Source organism: Kribbella sp. NPDC059898, from assembly GCF_042730855.1.
Taxonomy (GTDB): Bacteria; Actinomycetota; Actinomycetes; order Propionibacteriales; family Kribbellaceae; genus Kribbella.
On record NZ_JBHWKR010000005.1, the window covers coordinates 240288 to 258023 of the forward strand.

Sequence of the window (17736 nt, forward strand, 5' to 3'; positions counted from 1 at the left end):
GAGGCAGACAGATGTGATGGGGGCAGTAGCGGTGATCCGAGTGGCGCTCGGCCATCGAGGCACGTTGGTGCGTGGCGCGCTGGCCGCGGTGCTGGCACGGGAGAACGACCTCGACGTGGTGGCGGACGTGGACCGCGCCGAGGACGTGCTCCAGGTGGCCGGCCGGCGCCCGGACGTGTTCCTGCTCGACCCGCAGCTGCCCGGCCGGATCCGGATCGAGGAGCTCTGCCGCAAGCTCGCCGGGCGCGGCGTGCTCGTGCTGATCGACCACGAGGCGATCCCGGCGACCAGTCTCGCGCTGGTCAAGCAGGCGCCGCGGATCGGGCTGATCGCCACCGACGCGACCATCGACCAGTTGGTGCAGGCGGTTCGCGACGTGGCGAAGGGGCTGCCCGTGGTCGACGTACGGCTGGCTGTGGCCGCTCTGAAGGCCGGGGACAACCCGTTGACGGATCGGGAGTGCGAGGTGCTGCGTCAGGTCACCACCGGCGCGACGGCGCAGGAGGTGGCCCGCACGCTCAGCCTGAGCACGGGCACGGTCCGCAACTACCTGTCGCGGATCCTCGCCAAGACGGGTTCGCGGAGCCGGATCGAGGCGATCCGGAAGGCCTACGAGGCCGGCTGGATCTGAGTGCTGGGGCTCCAGTTGCCGTGCAGGTCGCGGTACATCCGGGACGTGCGCATCAGCGCGGGGTGGGTGCCGAGCGCGGCCTGGTTGCCGTCCAGGACGAGGATGCGGCGGGCGCGCAGCGCGGAGCTGATCCGGTGCGCGATCACGATCAACGTGCCGGGGCGCCTCGCGAACGCCTCCTCGGCTTGGCGTTCGGCCTCCGGGTCGAGGAAACAGGTCGCCTCGTCGAGGACGACGAGCGGCGCCGGCGACAGGTAGGCGCGGACCAGTGCGAGCAGTTGCTTCTCACCGGCGGACAGCTCGCTCGGCTTCACCCCGGCGTGCAGTCCGCCGATCCGCTCGACCAACCGGCCGGCGCCGACCGCCTGTACGGCGAACTCGAGCTGCGCGTCTGTTGCGTCGGGCAACAAATATGCCAGGTTGTCGCGGACCGATCCGGTGAAGACGTACGCCTCCTGCGGGATCAGCACCCGGGTCTGCGCGAGCCGCGCCGTACTGATCTCGGTCGGCGGCGCGCCGCCCAGCAGCAGCCGTCCGCCGGTCGGGGTGAGAATCCCGCACACCAGCCCGGCCAGTGTCGACTTGCCGATACCGCTCGGCCCGACGACGGCCAGATGCTCGCCCTCGGCGATCGTCAGCTCGAGCTTGTCCAGCACCGGCTCCGCCCTCGGCCCGTACGCGAACGTCAGCCCGCGCAGCCGTACCTGGTACCCGGTCAGCTCGTCGACCGGCCGCTGGCGCTGCGCCGGAGTCGACGTGTCCAGGATCCGGCCGAGCGTGATGACGTACCGCAGACCGCTGTCGCCCAGCGCGTTCATCACCGTGTTCAACGCGGGCTGCAAGCCGATCAGTACGTAGGTCAGCCCGCCCAGCAACGTACCCGTACTGACGCCGCGCCCGACCAGCCACGGCCCGGTCGCGAGCAGGATCAGCAACGGCAGCCACCCGCCGACCGCGAAGCACAACGTCCGCAGCGCCGACACCTTCGCCAGCGCCCGCTCGGCCGCCGCATGTGCCTGGATCGGCTGCTCCGCAAGCCATTCGGCGTACTCCTCGGTCCCGGTCGCGGTGATGTCCCGCACCCCGCCGAACACCATGCCCGCCGCGGCCGCCAGCTGCTCGTCCGCGGCCAGCGACGCCCGCGCCCGGTCCGCCGCCATCCCGAGCACGGCCAGCGACAACGCGAACCCGAGCAGGAACGGCGGGACCACGAACGCCGCGACGATCGGCGCCAGCGACAACAACCCCGTGAGTACGCCGAACAACGTCACCGCGAAGCTCCGCAGTACGAGGACCAGCCCGGCGAACGTGTCGCGGACGATCTCGACCTGCCGGTTCAGCCTGGCCACCGCGCCGTCGTCGCCGGTGCGGAGCGCGCCGCCGACGACCCGCCGGACCAGATCGTCCCGCAACGGCTCGACCAGCTCGCCGAGCCGCCCGTACACCTGCCGCGCCCCGGCCGCGCCGAGGCCCGCCGTCGCGACCAGCCCACCGAGCCACGCGATTCCGTGCCAGGCCTGCCCGGCAAGGAAGCTGTCCGTCGCCCGCGCCACCGCGATCCCGTACACCGCCGTCGGCAGGATCTCCGGAACCGACCACCCGATCAACCGAAGCGTGGCCTTCTTCCGCAGCGCACCCGCGCCGTACGACAGCTCTCGTTTCATCCGAAGACAGCTCGGTACGACGTGTTCTGCCAGAGGTCGGCGTGTGGGGCCAGTGCGCGGACGCGGCCGTGGTCGAGCCAGAGGACCAGGTCGGCGCGCGCCGCGGTGGCGGGGCGGTGGGTGACGATCAGGCGGGTGCGGTGCCGACGGTCCTCGGTGAGGGTGCGGGTGATCTGGCGTTCGGTCGCGGTGTCCAGGCTGGACGTGGCGTCGTCGAGGACCAGCAACCGGCGCGCGGGCCAGGCGCGGGCCAGGCCGAGGCGCTGACGTTCGCCGCCGGACATCGGGGCCTTGCGCAACGAGGTGAAGTACCCGTCGGGCAGCCGGCTGACGAAGTCGTGCGCGTGCGTGGCGCGGGCCGCGGCCAGGGTCCGGATCGGGCTCACCGCGTGCGGGTCGATCGCCTCGCCGACGGTCCGGCCGACCAGCTGCGGGCGTTCGAACGCGCAGCCGACCGCGTGCCGCAGTACGCGCCGGCTGACGGCCTGCAGCGGTACGCCGTCCAGCGACACCTGTCCGGTCGACGGGTCCCGCAGCCGCGCCGCGACCGCCGCGAGGACGGACTTGCCGGCGCCACTCGGACCCACGACCGCGATCGTGACGCCGCCGGGGAGGTCGAGATTCACGTTGTCCAGCAGGAGATTCCCGTTCGCGACGACGCTGACGCCGTCGAACGTCAGCTGCCCGGAACCGCGAGGGAGCGAGAGCGTTCCGTGGGGGACCGGCTCGATCGCGATCACCTCGGCGGACCGCCGGACGCCGGCCTTGGCGCGGGCCAGTTCGCCGAGGACGCCGGTCAGGTTGCCGAGCCCGGCGCCGAGGACGGCGTACTGCGAGGCGGCGAACAGTTCGCCCGCGGTGACGTTGCCGGCCACCAGTTGCAGGCCGCCGACGGCCAGTACGGCGACCAGGACGAGCGGGCCGACGACCGCGGCCTGGGCGCCGGAGCGGGCCAGGATCCGCCAGGTGACGACGCCGTGCCGGTGGAGCTCGGGGAGCAGGCCTAGGATGCGGCGCTCCTCGCGGTCCGTCGTACCGGCGGACTGGATCGTGCGGATGCCGGTCAGCGACTCCGACAGCAGCGCGGCGATCCGGCCCTGGGTCTCCTGGTAGGCGAGGCTGACGTCGGCGGTGCGCTTGGCGAAGGTCCAGAGCACCAGGATCACCAGCAGCACGCCACCGAAGAACGCGGCCGCAAGCCACGGGTCGATGACGGCCAGCAGGATCAGGCTGCCGAGTGGGGGAGCGATCGCGGCGATCGCGGTCACCAGGGCCGGTCCGGCCTGGGCGGCGTCGGTCGCGTTCGCCGAGACCCGGGTGACCAGGTCGCCGGTCTCGAAGTCGCGGGAGCCGTCCGGACCGCCGCGGACGACGTGCCGGACCAGGCGGTTCCGCAGCCAGGCGGTCGTTTCCGCGACGCAGGCCGCGCCCGCGAACGCGTCGACGATGCTGGCCGCGATCCCGAGCCCGATCAGCGAGGCCGCGACGATCAGCCAGCGCGCGTAGCCGTCGCCGGCCACGATCGAGTCGACCGAACGCCCGAGAACAGTCGGTAGCGCCAACGTGACCCCGCTGCCGATCAGGGCATTCAGCCCGATCAACGGAAGCCACCCGCGCCCATGCTTGGCCACCTCTTTGAAGGTGATCATGCTTGGAGCCCGGTCTGGTCGGCGACGAAGGCGAGGATGTCGGCGGCGAGGCTGATGCCGCCGGTGGTGTGGCCGGCGTCCGGCTCGAAGCGGAGCAGGACCGGGCGCGGACCGGCGGTCGCGTGCTGCAGTGCCGCGGTCAGCTTCCTTGCGTGCAAGGGATCCACGCGGGTGTCGTTCCCGAACGCGGTCAGCAGCACGGCCGGATACTTCACCCCGTCGACGACCCGGTGGTACGGCGAGTAGGCGAGCAGGCTCCGGAAGTCGTCGGGGTCCTGCACCGTCCCGTACTCCGCCGTCCACCGCTCACCGAGCCCGGACAGCTCGTAGCGGACCATGTCGGTCAGCGGCGCCGAGCAGACCGCGGCGGCGAACAGCTCCGGGCGCTGGGTGAGCGCGGCCGCGGTGAGCAGCCCGCCGTTCGACTCGCCGCAGATCGCGAGCTGGTCCGCGGTGGTCCACCCGTCGGCGATCAGGCGCTCGGCCGCGTCGATGAACGCGTCGATGACCCGCTGCTTGTCGTGCCGGGTGCCGGCGGGGAGGTTCACGGTCACGAAGCACCCGCCCGCTTCCACCCAGGCCAGCGCGAACGCGGAGTACGTCGGAGTCAGCTCCTGCCCGAAACCGCCGTACCCGTAGAGGATCGTGGGACCTGGCGTGCCGATGATGGTGAGCTCGGTCGGCACAGCGCGTGCCTCGGTCGGCTGGTCGGTGCTGGGGTCGTAGCAGCGGACGGTCGGCGGGGTCACGCTGTCCGTGTAGGTGTACCAGGCCCGGTTCCCGTCGGCGCTCAGCGAGCCGACCGACCCGTGTCCCGGGAGGCCGACCGTGCCGCGGCGTTCGCCGGTCAGCCGGTCGTGCACGGTGATCCCGGTGGCGGAGCTGACCAGTACGACGTCGTCGAGGACCGCCAGGCCGGTCAGCGGCTGCTCCGGTGCGAGGTAGTCGTGCCAGACCGTCGGCGCGGCCGGATCGCCGACCCGGATCCGCCCGGGCGTCACGACGTACAGGCGGTCGTCCGGACCCACCGACATGATCGTGGTGTCCGTGGTCGGGAGGTGCTTCGGCGCCGGATCGGTCGCCAGATCCTGGAACCACAGGTCGCTCGGCGTACAGATCGTCAGCCAGCGGCCCGCGCTGAGCTCCAGCCCGTACGTCGCCTCGTCCGCGAGGATCGTGGTGTCATCCGGGTCGCCGAGCGCGTGGCGGCGTACCTGACGGAAGCGGACGTAGTAGAAGGTGCGGCTGTCTGGAAGCCAGACCACGGGGGAGTACCGGCAGCCGTCGATCGGGCCGTCGACCAGCTGATCGTTGTCGACGTCGAGGACGGACAGCGTCGACTCCTCGGTGCCGCCTCTGGACAGCTGGAACGCGACCTTGGTGCCGTCCGGCGACGGCTGCCACGCGTCGAGCGTCGTCAGCCCGCTCGGATCCAGTTGCCGTACGTCGATCAGCGGCGTCTCATCGGCGAACAGCACGGCGTGCCGCCCGGCCGCACGGCGCAGCGTGAAACAGCGACCGCCGCGGCGGACCGGCGTGGACACGCTGCTGACGGCGGACAGCGCGCGGACACGGTTCTTCCAGCGGAACCTCGTGCTCAGCGAAGCGGCGTACGTCAGCCACAACTCGTCCTGGTCCCGCTGCCACGCCTCGGCGGCGGACGGGTCCTCGAGCCGGCGGTACGGATCCGCAACGGTAGTGCCGTGCACCTGCTCCACGAGCGTCAGACGCTCGGCGCATGGGTAGGACTGCACGGAATCGATCACCTCACTTCTCCCCTCTCCCACCAACACAACGAGCCCACCGGCCCGGAGCTACCCGCAGACAGGTCGGCCCTGGGCGGGAATCCCCACCCAGGGCCTCATCAACCTGGCATAAACAGGTGCCGTGGATCAGTGGCAGAGCAGCAGGCTCAGGTTGCTCGGGGTCTGCGAAGCGCAGCCCAGCACGGTCAGCGTGGAGCCGCCGTGGTGGTGGCCGTGGTGGCCGTAACCCGGGGTCTCGAGGCCCTGAAGGTCGAGAAGTGCCATGTGTTTACACCTCCTTCGGTGCAGTTCGTCGGGATGTTGGCTCGGACCACTGGGGAGGTCCGAGGAACGGGAGGGACACCGGCGCGTCGTGCAGCGCCGTACCCAGGGCCAGCAGTACGCCGGCCGATCCGGTCGCCAGGTCCATCGAGAGACGGAGCAGCTGGTTGCCCGGGTACGCGAGGCCGCCCGCGAACGGCATCGCGTGCCAGCCGAGCCCGTACACCAGGTCGTCGACCTGATCTCCGAGCGCGGCAGCGGTGAGAAGCACGCCGGCGCGACCCATGAAGAGGCCGGGCTGGACGTAGTACGAACAGTGGGTGACCCGCTTGAGCTCGTCGAGCACCGCACTGAGCTCTTCGGACGGGCGGTGGCGCAGGTAGCGCTCGAGGACGAGCGCGATCCCGGCCGAGCCTTCTTCGAGGTACGGCAGCGTCCGCCAGCCCTGGTTGACCTGCCGCATCCCGTCCTCGGTGAGCACGGTCCGCTTGAGGTCCTGCCGGAGCGCGATCTCCGCGAGGTCGAGCAGCCCGGTGTCGCCGAGCCGCTCGAACGCGTCGAGGAACAGCAGAGCCGGACCGGACGACCCGTACATCAGCCCGGCCCGCGCGTACTGACCGCCGCTGAGCTCCGGTACGTCGGCCTCGAGCCGGTCCGCGACCAGATCGAGGACCCGGACGGCCTGCGCCCGGAGCGCCGGCTCGGTGTCGAAGTGCAGCAGGTTCAGCCCGATCCCGGCGAGGCCCGAGTGCAGCCCGAGCTCGCGGGTGGTCCAGTCGTCCGCGAGTGTGCGCTCGACCAGGTCCAGCGCGTCCTGGCGGTGCCCGAGCTCGTCGAGTACGTGCGCGACGCCGTGCAGCCCGTTGTACAGTCCCGGCCCGGCCGCGGTGTCGAAGGCCCGTTTTCGGAGCCAGTCGTCGTACTCCGGGAACCGTCCGGCGCCGGTCTTGGCGAGCGCGTACAGCACGCCGGCCGCACCGGTCGCCAGGTCGATCCCGCCGCCGTCGCGGAACTGCGCGATGTCGCCGGGGAACAGCCGGTCCGTGCGTTCCGGCGTCGCGCTCGCGACGATCGAGGTGGCGAGGGCCGCGCGGACGTCGGTCCACGCGGCCTTGCCGGGGAGGGCGATGTCGTCGAGGTCATTGGCCGTGCTGGTGCCGACGATCGTCCGGACCGCGTCATCGAGTGCCGACCGCGGCACCGGGAAGGTCTCTGCGATCATGTCCGCGAGCTGGAGCGCCTTGCCCGGATGGAGATTCAGCAGAATGGTTGCCTGTGGCGCATAAACGCCGAGCCCGATACAGGCGAGCGCGTACCGGTCGACGTCGACGCCCTGCCGGTCCTGGGGCGCGGCGTACCCGGGGTGCGCCAGCGTAGAGCGCGCCTGGTCCTCCGCCTTGGTCGCGACCTCGAAGTCGATCAGCGTGAGCTTGCCGTTCACATCGAGCAGCAGGTTGTCCGGGTGCAGGTCGCAGAACACCACGCCGCGCTCGTGCAGCTGGCCGACGGCCTCGCCGACCTTGGCGACCATCGCGGTCGCCCATTCGGCGTACTCGGCCTTCTGGGGGTCCGTCGCGTCCGGATGCGTCAGCGGATACCGGCGGACCAGCTCGCGTTGCAGCGACACCGAGTCGATGTGCTCCTGGACGAGGAAGTGGTGCTCGCCGAGCTGGAGGTAGTCGTGGGTCTGCGGCACCGCGTCGAGACCGTCGAGCTGCCGCAGGATGTCGCGCTCGTGGGAGATCCGCGCGACGGCGTCCCGGCCGGCCAGGTCCAGGCCGGCGTACGGGCGGCCTTCCTTGAGTACGACGCGGTCGCCGGTCTCGTTGTGGTGGCCGAGGTACACGCCGCCGCCGTTCGAGAACTGGATGACGCCGTCGATCGTGTAGGCGAGGTCGTTCGTGGTGACCGCGTTGCGGGCGTCCAGGTGCGGCTGCAGGAAGTCCGGGAGCTGCACCCAGGGCGGCGTCACGAACGTCGGGCCGCGGTGGTCCGGGACGAGGTTGCCGTGCACGTCCTCGATCGCCAGCACGCGTTCGCCGGTCGGGGACAGGCAGTAGCGGCTGACGAAGGCGCCGTACCGGACGAACAGCGGACCGTCGGCGTAGCGCAGATCGCTCAGGATATAAGGGCCTTCGACGCCGCGGAGTACGTCGTCGAGCTCCTTGAGGACCAGCTCGAGCTGCGCGTCGTCGGTCGGGTAGACGGTCACCAGCTTGCCGCTCGACCCACGGGGAGCGGCCTTCGAGTTCGTCATCACCAGGACGGCCTCGTTGCGCAGGAACTTGAACGCGATGCCGCGCGGGACGCAGTAGTCCCAGACCGCGGCGAGGGTCCGCTCGACGTCCTGCAGACGCGCGGACACGTGGATCTTCCAGCCCTGCGCGGGCAGCCGGAGGCCGTCGGGTGCGTAGTGCATCCACTGCTCGCCCGGCACGTGCTGCCAGCCGTCCGGCACCGGCCGCCGCGTGATCGCGAAGTCCGGATGCGCGGCACCGCGGTTGGCCGGCGTCTCGTAGAACCGACGATCCGCAAGGCAGTAGAACTCGTAACTCTCGTGCATGACTGTCCGACCCCCCTTCGTGGTGCCCCACAAATCCTGAAGGTCTTTCAGCGGCTGACGTAGTGCACGATGTCATCACTCTGATGTGAAGAACGCACATACTACGAGTGAGTAAGTAAACACTCTTCGTTACGATCGTGCCCTTGCTGAGCGTGGAACCGGTCGTAACAACATGTCAATCCGTCCCGAACCCGTCACAACCCGTAACTTCGTCAGGGAAGTGTCGTGGACGGATAAGTGCGGACCTCGGTAGCCTTCAGCGTCGCGTGGAGCGAGAGGCCTGGGTGCAGTTGGAGGTCGGCCACAGCGGCCGGCGTGATGTCCGCGAGCAGGTCCGCCGGACCTGCGGGCGAGGCCTTCAGGCGGACCCGCACGGTGTACGCGTGCTGTTCGATGCCAGTGACAACGGCCGGCCAGGTGTTGCGCGGGCTGCCGGCGGGTGCGGTCGGGTAGAGGCTCACCGCGGTCGGCGGGAAGGCTACGTGGACCTTGCCGGTTGCCGGCTCCGCCAGTGTGATCGAGCCGCCGTCTGTCAGGGTGACCGTCGTACCTGCCGCGGTGCCCTGGTAGAGGTTGAGGCCTACGAGCCGGGCCACGTAGTCCGTGCGTGGGCGGTGGGCTACCTCGGTCGGTTTCCCTTCCTGGACGACCTGGCCGTTCTCGATGATGATCAGGCGGTCTGCCAGCACCATGGCGTCCAAGGGGTCGTGTGTGACGAGCAGGGTGCGGCCCTCGAAGCGGGAGAGATGCTGGCCGAGCTCCGCGCGTACGTGCAGCGTCGTACTGGCGTCCAGTGCGGCCAGGGGCTCGTCCAGCAGCAGTACTTCGGGTTCAGTGGCCAGGGCTCGGGCTAGGGCGACGCGTTGGGCCTGGCCGCCGGATAGGGCGCGGGGTTTCGTTCGCGCGTACTCCGAGAGGCCAACGATGTTCAGCCATCGTCCGGCCTCGGTGCGGGCTGTTTGCTTCTCTACGCCGCGCGCACGGAGCCCGAATGCGACGTTCTCCAGGCAGCTTAGGTTGTTGAACAGCAGGTAGTCCTGGAACACGACGCCGATCGGGCGACGGTCCGGCGTACGGAAGGTCCGTGGCGGCTCGTCCCAGACCGTGGAGTTGAGCGCGATGCGTCCGCCGTCCAGCGCGAGCAGTCCGGAGATGGCCCGCAGCGCGGTGGTCTTGCCGGCGCCGTTGGGTCCGAGAAGCGCGACGACCTCACCTGGCTCGACAGCCAGGTCCAGAGCGAGGCTGAAGGCGCCACGGCGTACCTGGAGGTCTGCGTGCAGGGTCATCGCAGCCCACTGATCCAGCGCTCGCGCAACGACGCCAGTACGACGACCGAGACGAGCAGGAGCACCAGACTGAGTACGACGGCGATGTCCGGGTCGGTCTCCAGCGCCAGGTAGACGGCCAGCGGCATTGTCGTCGTACGCCCCGGGAAGTTGCCCGCGAACGTGATGGTGGCGCCGAACTCGCCCAGCGCCCGCGCCCAGCACAACACCATGCCTGCGACCACACCAGGCGCGATCGACGGCAGTGTCACGCGCCGGAACGTCGTCCAGCGACCGGCTCCGAGTGTCGCCGCCGCCTCCTCGTACCGCGGGTCCGCCGCGCGCAGAGCGCCCTCCACCGAGATCACCAGGAACGGCATGGCCACGAACGCCTCGGCCACGACCACACCGGCGGTTGTGAACGGCAAGGAGATGCCGAACCACGAGTCGAGGTACTGACCAACCAGCCCGCGTCGTCCCAGCACCAGCAGGAGAGCAACGCCGCCGACAACGGGCGGCAGAACCAGGGGAACCGTCACGAAGGCTCTGATGACACTGCGGCCTGGCAGCCCACCTCTCGCGAGCAGCCAGGCCAGCGGGACGCCCAGCAGCACGCACAGCACAGTGGCCGAGGTAGCGCACATCAGTGACAGCCGTAGCGCCTGCCAGACGTCAGCACTGAACAGCCGCGCCGGGAGGGTCGACCACGGAGCCTGTGTGAGCAGGCCGATCAGCGGGACGAGAAGAAACGCCAGTCCGAGCAGCGCAGGCAGCAGGAGCACGAGGGGCAACCGCCCGCTCGTACGCCTGCCACGGCGGCTCACGGTGCGTCGAAGCCCGCGGCGGTCAGGACCGCCTTGCCCTTGTCCGACAGCACGTAGTCGACGAACGCCTTGGCACCGTTGGGGTTCGGCGCCTTGGTCAGTGTCGCGATCGGGTACTCGTTGACGGCCTTGCTCGCCTCTGGGAACTCGATGCCCTCGACCTTGTCCTTCGCGGACAGAACGTCGGTCTTGTACACCAGCGCCGCGTCGACCTCATCGAGGCTGACCTTGGTGAGCGCCGCCTTCACGTCCTTCTCCAGGGTGTCCGGCTGGGCGGTGAGGCCTGCTGCCTTGAACACCTTCTGCGCGGCTGCACCGCACGGCACCTCAGGGGCGCACAGCGCGATCTTCTTGCTCTTGTCGGTGAAGTCCTTCAGGCCGGTGATATGGCCCGGGTTGCCCTTCGGTACGGCGATCTCCAGGGTGTTCTTCACGAAGTTGGTCGGGGTGCCCTTGTCGGTCACCTGGTCCATGTTCTTCGGTGCCGCCGAGGCGAACACGTCGGCCGGCGCGCCCTTGTTGATCTGCTGCGCGAGCGCCGAGCTGGCGTCGAAGCTGAAGTTCACCTTCACGCCGGGGTGCGCGGCCTCGAAGTCCTTGCCCAGCTGGGTGAACGTCCCGGTCAGCGACGCGGCGGCGAAGACGTTGATCTCGCCGGACAGCGACGGCGTACCCGAGGCGGACGGGGAGGTGGACGGGGAGGTGGAGGACGCCGGGGTGTCACTCCCGCAGCCGGCGAGGGCGAAGGCGGCGACTGCGGCCAGGGCGGCGAACGCGGTACGGCGGAACATCAGGCCTCCGGGATCTCGACGACGACATGGGTGGACTTGATCGAGGCGACCGCGACCACGCCGGGCTCCAGCCCGAGCTCGTCGGCGGCCTCGCGGCTCATCAGCGACACCACCCGGAACGGCCCGGCCTGCATCTCGACCTGGGCCATCACACCGTCCTTGAGGACCCGGGTGACGATCCCGCGCATCCGGTTCCGGGCCGAGGCGGCGGTGGTGTTCCCGGGCTCCGGCGAGTCCGCCAGCTCCTGCGCGAACGCGGCGAGCGCTTGCCCGGCGATCGCCATCCGGCCGTTCTCCTGCTGCGACGGCAGCCGTCCCTGGTCGATCCAGCGGCGGACCGTGTCGTCACTGACGCCCAGGAGCGCCGCCGCCTCACTTACCCGCAAACTCGGCACGGTAGACAGCATACTTCCGCAGCTACGGATTGATGCCAGGTTTTCCACAGTCACGGATCGGTGACGGAAACCGGGGCCCGATCCTCGTATGTTGATGGGCATGAGCACAACGGCGATGCGTGACTACCTGGACGGGCCGCACAAGGCGGCGCGGGACGCCGTGCGGGCCGCGCTGGCCGAGCACGCCGACCTGAAGGACCTCGCGGTGGAGCTGCCGCGCGACGAGTACCGGGACCGGGTCCTCGACCTGCTGCTGGAGTCGGCCGCGGCCGGGCTGCCCGCGCGCGGCTACCCGAAGGAGTACGGCGGGGCGGCGGACCTCGGCGGCTTCATCGCGGCCTTCGAGACGCTGGCCTTCGGCGACCTGTCGCTGATGGTCAAGGCCGGCGTGCAGTTCGGGCTGTTCGCCGGCGCGATCCTGCACCTCGGCACCGAGCGGCACCACGAGCGGTATCTGGCGGACGCGATCAGCGGGCGGCTGCTCGGCTGCTTCGCGATGACCGAGACCGGCCACGGGTCGAACGTGCAGGCCCTCGGCACGACGGCGACGTACGACGAGGCGACGGGAGAGTTCGTCGTGCACACGCCGGCCGCGGTGGCGCGCAAGGACTACATCGGGAACGCGGCCCGGCACGGGCGGATGGCGGCCGTGTTCGCGCAGCTCGTGGTCGGCGGGCAGCGCCACGGCGTGCACTGCCTGCTGGTGCCGATCCGGGACGCCGACGGCGCGGCGCTGCCCGGTGTGACGCTGTCGGACTGCGGGCCCAAGCTCGGGCTGAACGGCGTGGACAACGGGCGGATCGTCTTCGACCAGGTGCGGGTGCCGCGCGCGGCGCTGCTGGACAGGTATGCCCAGGTCGATGCCGACGGCAACTACACCAGCCCGATCGAGAACCCGGACCGCCGGTTCTTCACGATGCTCGGGACACTCGTCCAGGGCCGGGTGTCGGTCGGCGGCGCGGCGATCAACGCGAGCAAGGTCGCACTCACGATCGCGGTCCGGTACGGCGCGCACCGCCGGCAGTTCGGTGCGCCGGGGAGCAGCGAGGAGACCGTGCTGCTCGACTACCGGATGCACCAGCGCCGGCTGCTGCCGCTGCTCGCCCGGACGTATGCGCTGCACTTCGCGCAGGCCGAGCTGGTCGAGGAGTTCGCGCGGGTGTTCGGTGCCGAGAGGACCGACGACCGGGGCGAGCACGACCGGCGGGCGCTGGAGGCGCAGGCCGCCGGGATCAAGGCGCTCGGCACCTGGCACGCGACCGAGACGATCCAGCTGTGCCGCGAGGCCTGTGGCGGCGCGGGCTACCTCGCGGAGAACCGGCTGGCCACGTTGAAGGCGGACACCGACGTCTTCACCACGTTCGAGGGCGACAACACCGTCCTGCTGCAACTGGTGGCGAAGGGTCTGCTGACCGACTACCGGCGGTCGTTCGGCGAGCTCGACCCGTTGGGTACGGCGCGGTTCGTGGCGGCGCAGGCGGTGGAGATCGCGGTCGAGAAGGCGGCGCTCCGTCCGTTGATCGAGCGGCTGCGCGACGTCGTACCGAACCGGAGCGACGCCGGGGACCCGGATGCCGGGCTGCGGGACGACGCGTATCACTCCGGGCTGCTCCGGTATCGCGAGGAGCACATGCTGTCCGGGGTGGCGCGCCGGCTGAAGGGTGGGGTGGATGCCGGCGACGACGCGTTCGACGTGTTCAACCGGTGCCAGGACCATGTGATCGCGGCCGGGCGGGCGCACGTCGACCGGGTGGTGCTGGAGGCGTTCCAGGCCGCCGTCCAGGACGCGCCGGACGAGATCCGGCCGGTGCTGCAGGACCTGTACGACCTGCATGCCCTGGTGACGATCGAGGCCGAGCGCGCCTGGTACCTCGAGCACGGGCGGTTGTCACCGGGCCGTTCGAAGGCGATCACCGCCCTGGTCAACGACCTCTGCGCGGCCGTCCGCCCCGCGGCGGTCGCCCTCGTCGACGCGTTCGGCGTACCGGGCGCGGCGGTCGATGTGCCCATCGTTGTACCGTCGCAGCATGAGTAAGAGGGCATCTGGAAACCCTGCGTCATCACGAGCAGGTGCTCGGCGGAGTGCAGCGCAAGGCGGAGGACGGGGCTCGGAGTGGGGTTCTCCGTGCCCCGTCCTCCAACGCGGCGATGCGCCCGCCGAGCGCCGCGGAGTAGACGGAGGGTTTCCAGATGCCCTCTGAGTCGATCGAACCTGCGTCGGCCGCCGAGGCCGCCCGTGAGCTCGCCCGGGTGTTGCTGGAGCAGGCGGATGCACTGGACCTGCACGACCTGCGGGCGACCGCCGCGATCGAGAACGTCCGGGTGCAGGCCCGGGCGCTGGCCGACGCCGTGCACGAGCGCGGCTGGGGCGACATCTTCCTCGGGATCGACTCGTACGACCCCGACGAGCTGGACGACCTGCCGCTCGGCCCGGACGACTTCGACGACCCGGCCGACTACCGGGAGATCGTCGAGGGCGGCGCGCTCGACGACCTGGACGACCTCGAGGAGCCGATGCTCCCGGAGAACGGCCTGCGGCTCAGCTACCAGGCCCGCTACGACTACGTGGTCACCGACCCGGAGGCCTTCGTGCGGTACGTGCGCAGCCGGGCGGAGGACGCCCCGGACGACGCGCTGACCGACGACGCGATCGACGACATCGAGGACGCCCAGACCGCGTTCGAGCTGCTCTGCTACCTGGACGGCATGGGCTCGAAGGCGTACGAGTCGTTCGGCCTGGTCCCGGGCGGCGGCGAGGAGTCCCACAAGATCGTCCGGTTCTCGCTGTGGGACCTGGACCCGACCCGGCGCGACGACACCTACCCGTACTAGAAGAGACCGCCCGTACCAGAAAGACCGCCCGCCGTACTGGTCCCCAGCAGCACCAGTACGGCGGACGGTCTCCAGAAAGAAACGCCGGCCGCGTCGGGTGTTGGTCGCCACCTCACTGGCGACCAACACCCCACCGACACGGCCGGCGTCCTGCTGTTGCCCCGAGAGGGCAGTGGCCCTAAGGAGGGCGGGCCCGAGACCCATTCCGCGGCCGGCAGGGGAGGTACAGTCCGGTCGCGGACGGGAGTACATCGGGAACCACCTGGACCCAGTGCCGGTGACCCGTCCGTCACCGACAAGAGAAAACTGTCACGGGGCCTGGGGTACCGGGAATCCTCCGGTTCAAACATTTGCATTGCCTTTGAAGTAAGCAACGCTCAGTAGAACTTCCCTCACTTTCCGTAGAGATGTTGCCTGCTGCAACAACAATGGTCTGGGCAAGTGGTCAGATTTTCAGCAGTTTGACGACTGCCAGCACCCGGCGATGGGTGTCCGGGGCGTCGTCGATGCGGAGCTTCTGGAAGATGCTCCGCATGTGGCTCTCGACGGTCCGCTCGGCCAGCACCAGGTGGGCCGCGATCGCGCTGTTCGAGCGTCCCTCCGCGACCAGCGCGAGCACCTCGCGTTCCCGGGCGGACAACGCGGACAGCGGGTCGTCGGCCCGGGTCGGCGTCACCAGCGCGGCGACGATCTCCGGGTCGAGCGCGGACCCGCCGGCCTGGACCCGGCGCATCGCGTCGAGGAAGTCGCCGACCCGCAACACCCGGTCCTTCAGCAGGTACCCGAAGCCTCCGGTGCCGACCAGCCCGACCACGTGCCGGGTCTCGATGTGCTGCGACAGCATCAGGATCGGCCGGTCCGGCTGCTCGGCACGCAGCGTGACCGCGGCCCGGGCGCCGTCGTCGGTCATCGTCGGCGGCATCCGGACGTCGATGATCGTCAGCTCCGGGTCCACCCCGCGGACGACGTCGAGCAGCACGTCCGCAGAGTCCGCCGTACCGGCGACGTCGTGACCGTTCTCGGTCAGCAGCCGGCTCAGACCCTCGCGGAACAGGGCGGAGTCCTCGCCGATCACGATGCGCACGGGATCTCCACGGTGATCGCGGTCCCCGCGCCGGGCGGGCTGTCGACAGTGAACGCGCCGCCCACCGACGCGACCCGGTCCCGCAGCGACGTCAGCCCGAACCCCTCACGGGCCCCGCCGACGCCGTCGTCGCGCACCACGGCCCGCAGTACCTGACCGCTGACGCCGACCGAGACCGAGAGCCGGGTCGCCCGCGCGTGCTTGAGCGCGTTCGTGATCGCCTCGCCGACCGTGAAGTACACCGCGGTCGCGGCGCTCTCACCGACCTCCACCTCCGGTACGACGAGATCGACCGGCAACGTGCTGTCCGCGACCAGGTGCCGCAGCGCGACCGCGAGCCCGTCGTCGAGCCGGCTCGGCCGGACGCCGTGCGCGATCCGCCGCAGTTCCGCGACCGTGTGCTCGACCGTCTCCACCACCTCGTCGAGCTCTCGGTATGCCGGGTCGCCCGGCGCCAGTTGGTACTGCACCGACCGCAGCCGCATCCCGATCGCGACCAGCCGCTGCTGCGCCCCGTCGTGCAGGTCGCGCTCGAGCCGCAGCCGCTCGGCGGTCACCTCGTCCATCAGCCGCGCCCTGCTGGTCCGGACCTCGGCCAGCGCCTCGCGGAGTTCCAGCCGCAACCGGCTGACCTCGATCGGCAGCCTGGCCTCGACGGCGGCCTCGCGGGCGCGGCGGATGCGGCGCGCGGACGTCGTACCGAGGACCAGTGCGCCGACGACCGAGTCGCCGGTCTGCAACGGGATCGCGCCGGCCGGTACGTCGAGTTCCGCACCGGGGCGGCGGAGCAGCACGCGGAGCGCGGGGTCGTCGAGGGCGGAACGCAGTACGGACTCGACCTGTTCGGGCTCGGCCTCGCCGTCGCGGACCCGGCGGACGAATGCGCGGATCCGTTCCAGGACGACCGTACGGTCCGGGTCGACCAGCCGGCCGATGGCGCGGTGGATCCACTGGTAGAGCGGGAGCAGTACGAGCGCGGTGCCGAACGCGGCGGCGGTGACGCCGACGCGGTCCGGGAAGTACCCGCCGATCACGGCGACCAGGGCGGCGAACACCCCGGCCGAGATCAGCGTCGTCACGATCCAGCTGACGGTCGTGCCGAGCAGCCGGTCGATGTCGAACAGGTCGTGCCGCAGAATCGCGACCGCGATCGCGCCGGGCACCAGGACCAGCATCGCGACCAGGAACCACGTGTAGGCAAGCGTTCCGGGGACGCCCAGCGCGGTGGCGAGCCAACTGGCGGCCAGCAGGATCGGTACGGCGAGGGCCGCGGCCATCAACCAGCGCAGCCTCAGCCGAGTGAGTTGATCGCCGCGCCGGTAGCGGACGACAAGGCTGGACGCGGCCGCGAGCAGGACGCCGAGGAAGACCACGAACGTGACGACGACCAGCGCCAACCGCAGGGGCCCTGACTGGTCCGAGGAGACCGTGAAGTTCACAAGCGCGGCCGACAGTGGTACGGCCGCCCAGAGCAGCTTCCACCGGCGGCCGGGCAGTAGACCGTCCGGGAACAGCAGGACCAACGTCACGAACCCGAGGAACAGCCACGCCCACACCCCCGCGCCGATCACGTCGACCGCCCGCGCCGCCGGCCAGGGATGGGCGGTTCGGGCCGTCGAGCCCCAGTCCTCCACGGTGAAGACGAGGGCGGGCATAGTCGCCGTCAACGTGAGCGCCGGCCCGATCGGGCTTGCCGGAACGCGGACGGCCACCAGGCAGCCCAGCGCCAACGCGGGCAGCAACAGGGCGGTCGACGTCGGCCATTCGGCCGGCCCACCGATCGACGGCGGGCCGTAGGCGAGCACCGCGCGTACGGCGGCGGCCGCGACGAACACGACCGTCGCGGCGACGACGAGACGCCGGGGCCGAACCACAACCACATGATGACCGCAGAACGCGTCGTACGCACCCGTGCCAGCACGTAGTGGCCGGCCCGGGGTCAGGACCGGCGGCAGCACCGATGCGGCAGGCCTGGCGGTCCGGCGATCGTGAAGGAGTCAGCTACTCGAGG

At 70.6% G+C, this 17736-nt stretch carries 14 protein-coding genes; 3 read left to right on the top strand and 11 right to left on the bottom strand.

Going from position 1 to position 17736, the window contains the following annotated elements:
- The first annotated feature begins 16 nt into the window (after positions 1-16).
- Positions 17-631, top strand: a complete 615-nt coding sequence (locus tag ACFV9C_RS18295) for a DNA-binding response regulator (protein WP_380195007.1) — start codon at positions 17-19, stop codon at positions 629-631.
- Here ACFV9C_RS18295 and ACFV9C_RS18300 read toward each other — a convergent pair.
- From ACFV9C_RS18300 to ACFV9C_RS18340, 9 genes are all read right to left on the bottom strand, one after another.
- Positions 610-2295 carry an ATP-binding cassette domain-containing protein gene (locus tag ACFV9C_RS18300; RefSeq protein ID WP_380195008.1) on the bottom strand — a complete coding sequence of 562 codons (1686 nt, stop codon included), beginning with the start codon at positions 2293-2295 and terminating at the stop codon, positions 610-612. The genes ACFV9C_RS18295 and ACFV9C_RS18300 overlap by 22 nt on opposite strands.
- On the bottom strand, positions 2292-3944 hold the full coding sequence (locus ACFV9C_RS18305; protein WP_380195009.1) for an ABC transporter ATP-binding protein: 1653 nt from the start codon (positions 3942-3944) through the stop codon (positions 2292-2294). Before ACFV9C_RS18305 ends, ACFV9C_RS18300 begins: the two co-directional genes overlap by 4 nt.
- Positions 3941-5710, bottom strand: coding sequence for a prolyl oligopeptidase family serine peptidase (locus ACFV9C_RS18310; RefSeq protein ID WP_380195010.1), 1770 nt, complete (start codon positions 5708-5710; stop codon positions 3941-3943). Before ACFV9C_RS18310 ends, ACFV9C_RS18305 begins: the two co-directional genes overlap by 4 nt.
- A 126-nt stretch (positions 5711-5836) precedes the next feature.
- Positions 5837-5974 carry a SapB/AmfS family lanthipeptide gene (locus ACFV9C_RS18315; RefSeq protein ID WP_184839847.1) on the bottom strand — a complete coding sequence of 46 codons (138 nt, stop codon included), beginning with the start codon at positions 5972-5974 and terminating at the stop codon, positions 5837-5839.
- A gap of 4 nt (positions 5975-5978) precedes the next feature.
- The gene (gene lanKC / locus ACFV9C_RS18320) at positions 5979-8534 is read right to left on the bottom strand and encodes a class III lanthionine synthetase LanKC (RefSeq protein WP_380195012.1); all 2556 of its coding nucleotides are present in this window, start codon (positions 8532-8534) and stop codon (positions 5979-5981) included.
- 212 nt (positions 8535-8746) lie between these two features.
- Complete coding sequence (locus ACFV9C_RS18325; RefSeq protein ID WP_380195014.1) at positions 8747-9820, bottom strand: ABC transporter ATP-binding protein; 1074 nt, start codon at positions 9818-9820, stop codon at positions 8747-8749.
- A complete protein-coding gene (modB, locus tag ACFV9C_RS18330; RefSeq protein WP_380195015.1) occupies positions 9817-10590 on the bottom strand; it encodes a molybdate ABC transporter permease subunit in 774 nt (257 codons plus the stop codon). The genes ACFV9C_RS18325 and modB overlap by 4 nt, the downstream gene beginning before the upstream one ends.
- Positions 10591-10619: 29 nt before the next feature.
- Positions 10620-11414 carry a molybdate ABC transporter substrate-binding protein gene (modA, locus tag ACFV9C_RS18335; protein WP_380195017.1) on the bottom strand — a complete coding sequence of 265 codons (795 nt, stop codon included), beginning with the start codon at positions 11412-11414 and terminating at the stop codon, positions 10620-10622.
- The gene (locus tag ACFV9C_RS18340; RefSeq protein ID WP_380195018.1) at positions 11414-11809 is read right to left on the bottom strand and encodes a molybdopterin-binding protein; all 396 of its coding nucleotides are present in this window, start codon (positions 11807-11809) and stop codon (positions 11414-11416) included. The genes modA and ACFV9C_RS18340 overlap by 1 nt, the downstream gene beginning before the upstream one ends.
- A 100-nt stretch (positions 11810-11909) precedes the next feature.
- Between ACFV9C_RS18340 and ACFV9C_RS18345 the strand changes: the two genes are divergently transcribed.
- Both ACFV9C_RS18345 and ACFV9C_RS18350 read left to right on the top strand, forming a co-directional pair.
- The gene (locus ACFV9C_RS18345) at positions 11910-13844 is read left to right on the top strand and encodes an acyl-CoA dehydrogenase family protein (protein WP_380195020.1); all 1935 of its coding nucleotides are present in this window, start codon (positions 11910-11912) and stop codon (positions 13842-13844) included.
- A 155-nt stretch (positions 13845-13999) separates the two neighbouring features.
- Positions 14000-14641: a hypothetical protein gene (locus ACFV9C_RS18350; protein ID WP_380195022.1), complete on the top strand. Its 642-nt coding sequence runs from the start codon at positions 14000-14002 to the stop codon at positions 14639-14641.
- Positions 14642-15086: 445 nt separating this feature from the next.
- Here the strand turns inward: ACFV9C_RS18350 and ACFV9C_RS18355 are convergent, their stop codons facing one another.
- Positions 15087-15725, bottom strand: coding sequence for a response regulator transcription factor (locus ACFV9C_RS18355; RefSeq protein ID WP_380195024.1), 639 nt, complete (start codon positions 15723-15725; stop codon positions 15087-15089).
- Positions 15713-17599 (bottom strand): sensor histidine kinase, encoded by a 1887-nt coding sequence (locus tag ACFV9C_RS18360; RefSeq protein WP_380195025.1) that lies wholly within the window; start codon positions 17597-17599, stop codon positions 15713-15715. The genes ACFV9C_RS18355 and ACFV9C_RS18360 overlap by 13 nt, the downstream gene beginning before the upstream one ends.
- Between the last annotated feature and the right edge of the window lie 137 nt (positions 17600-17736).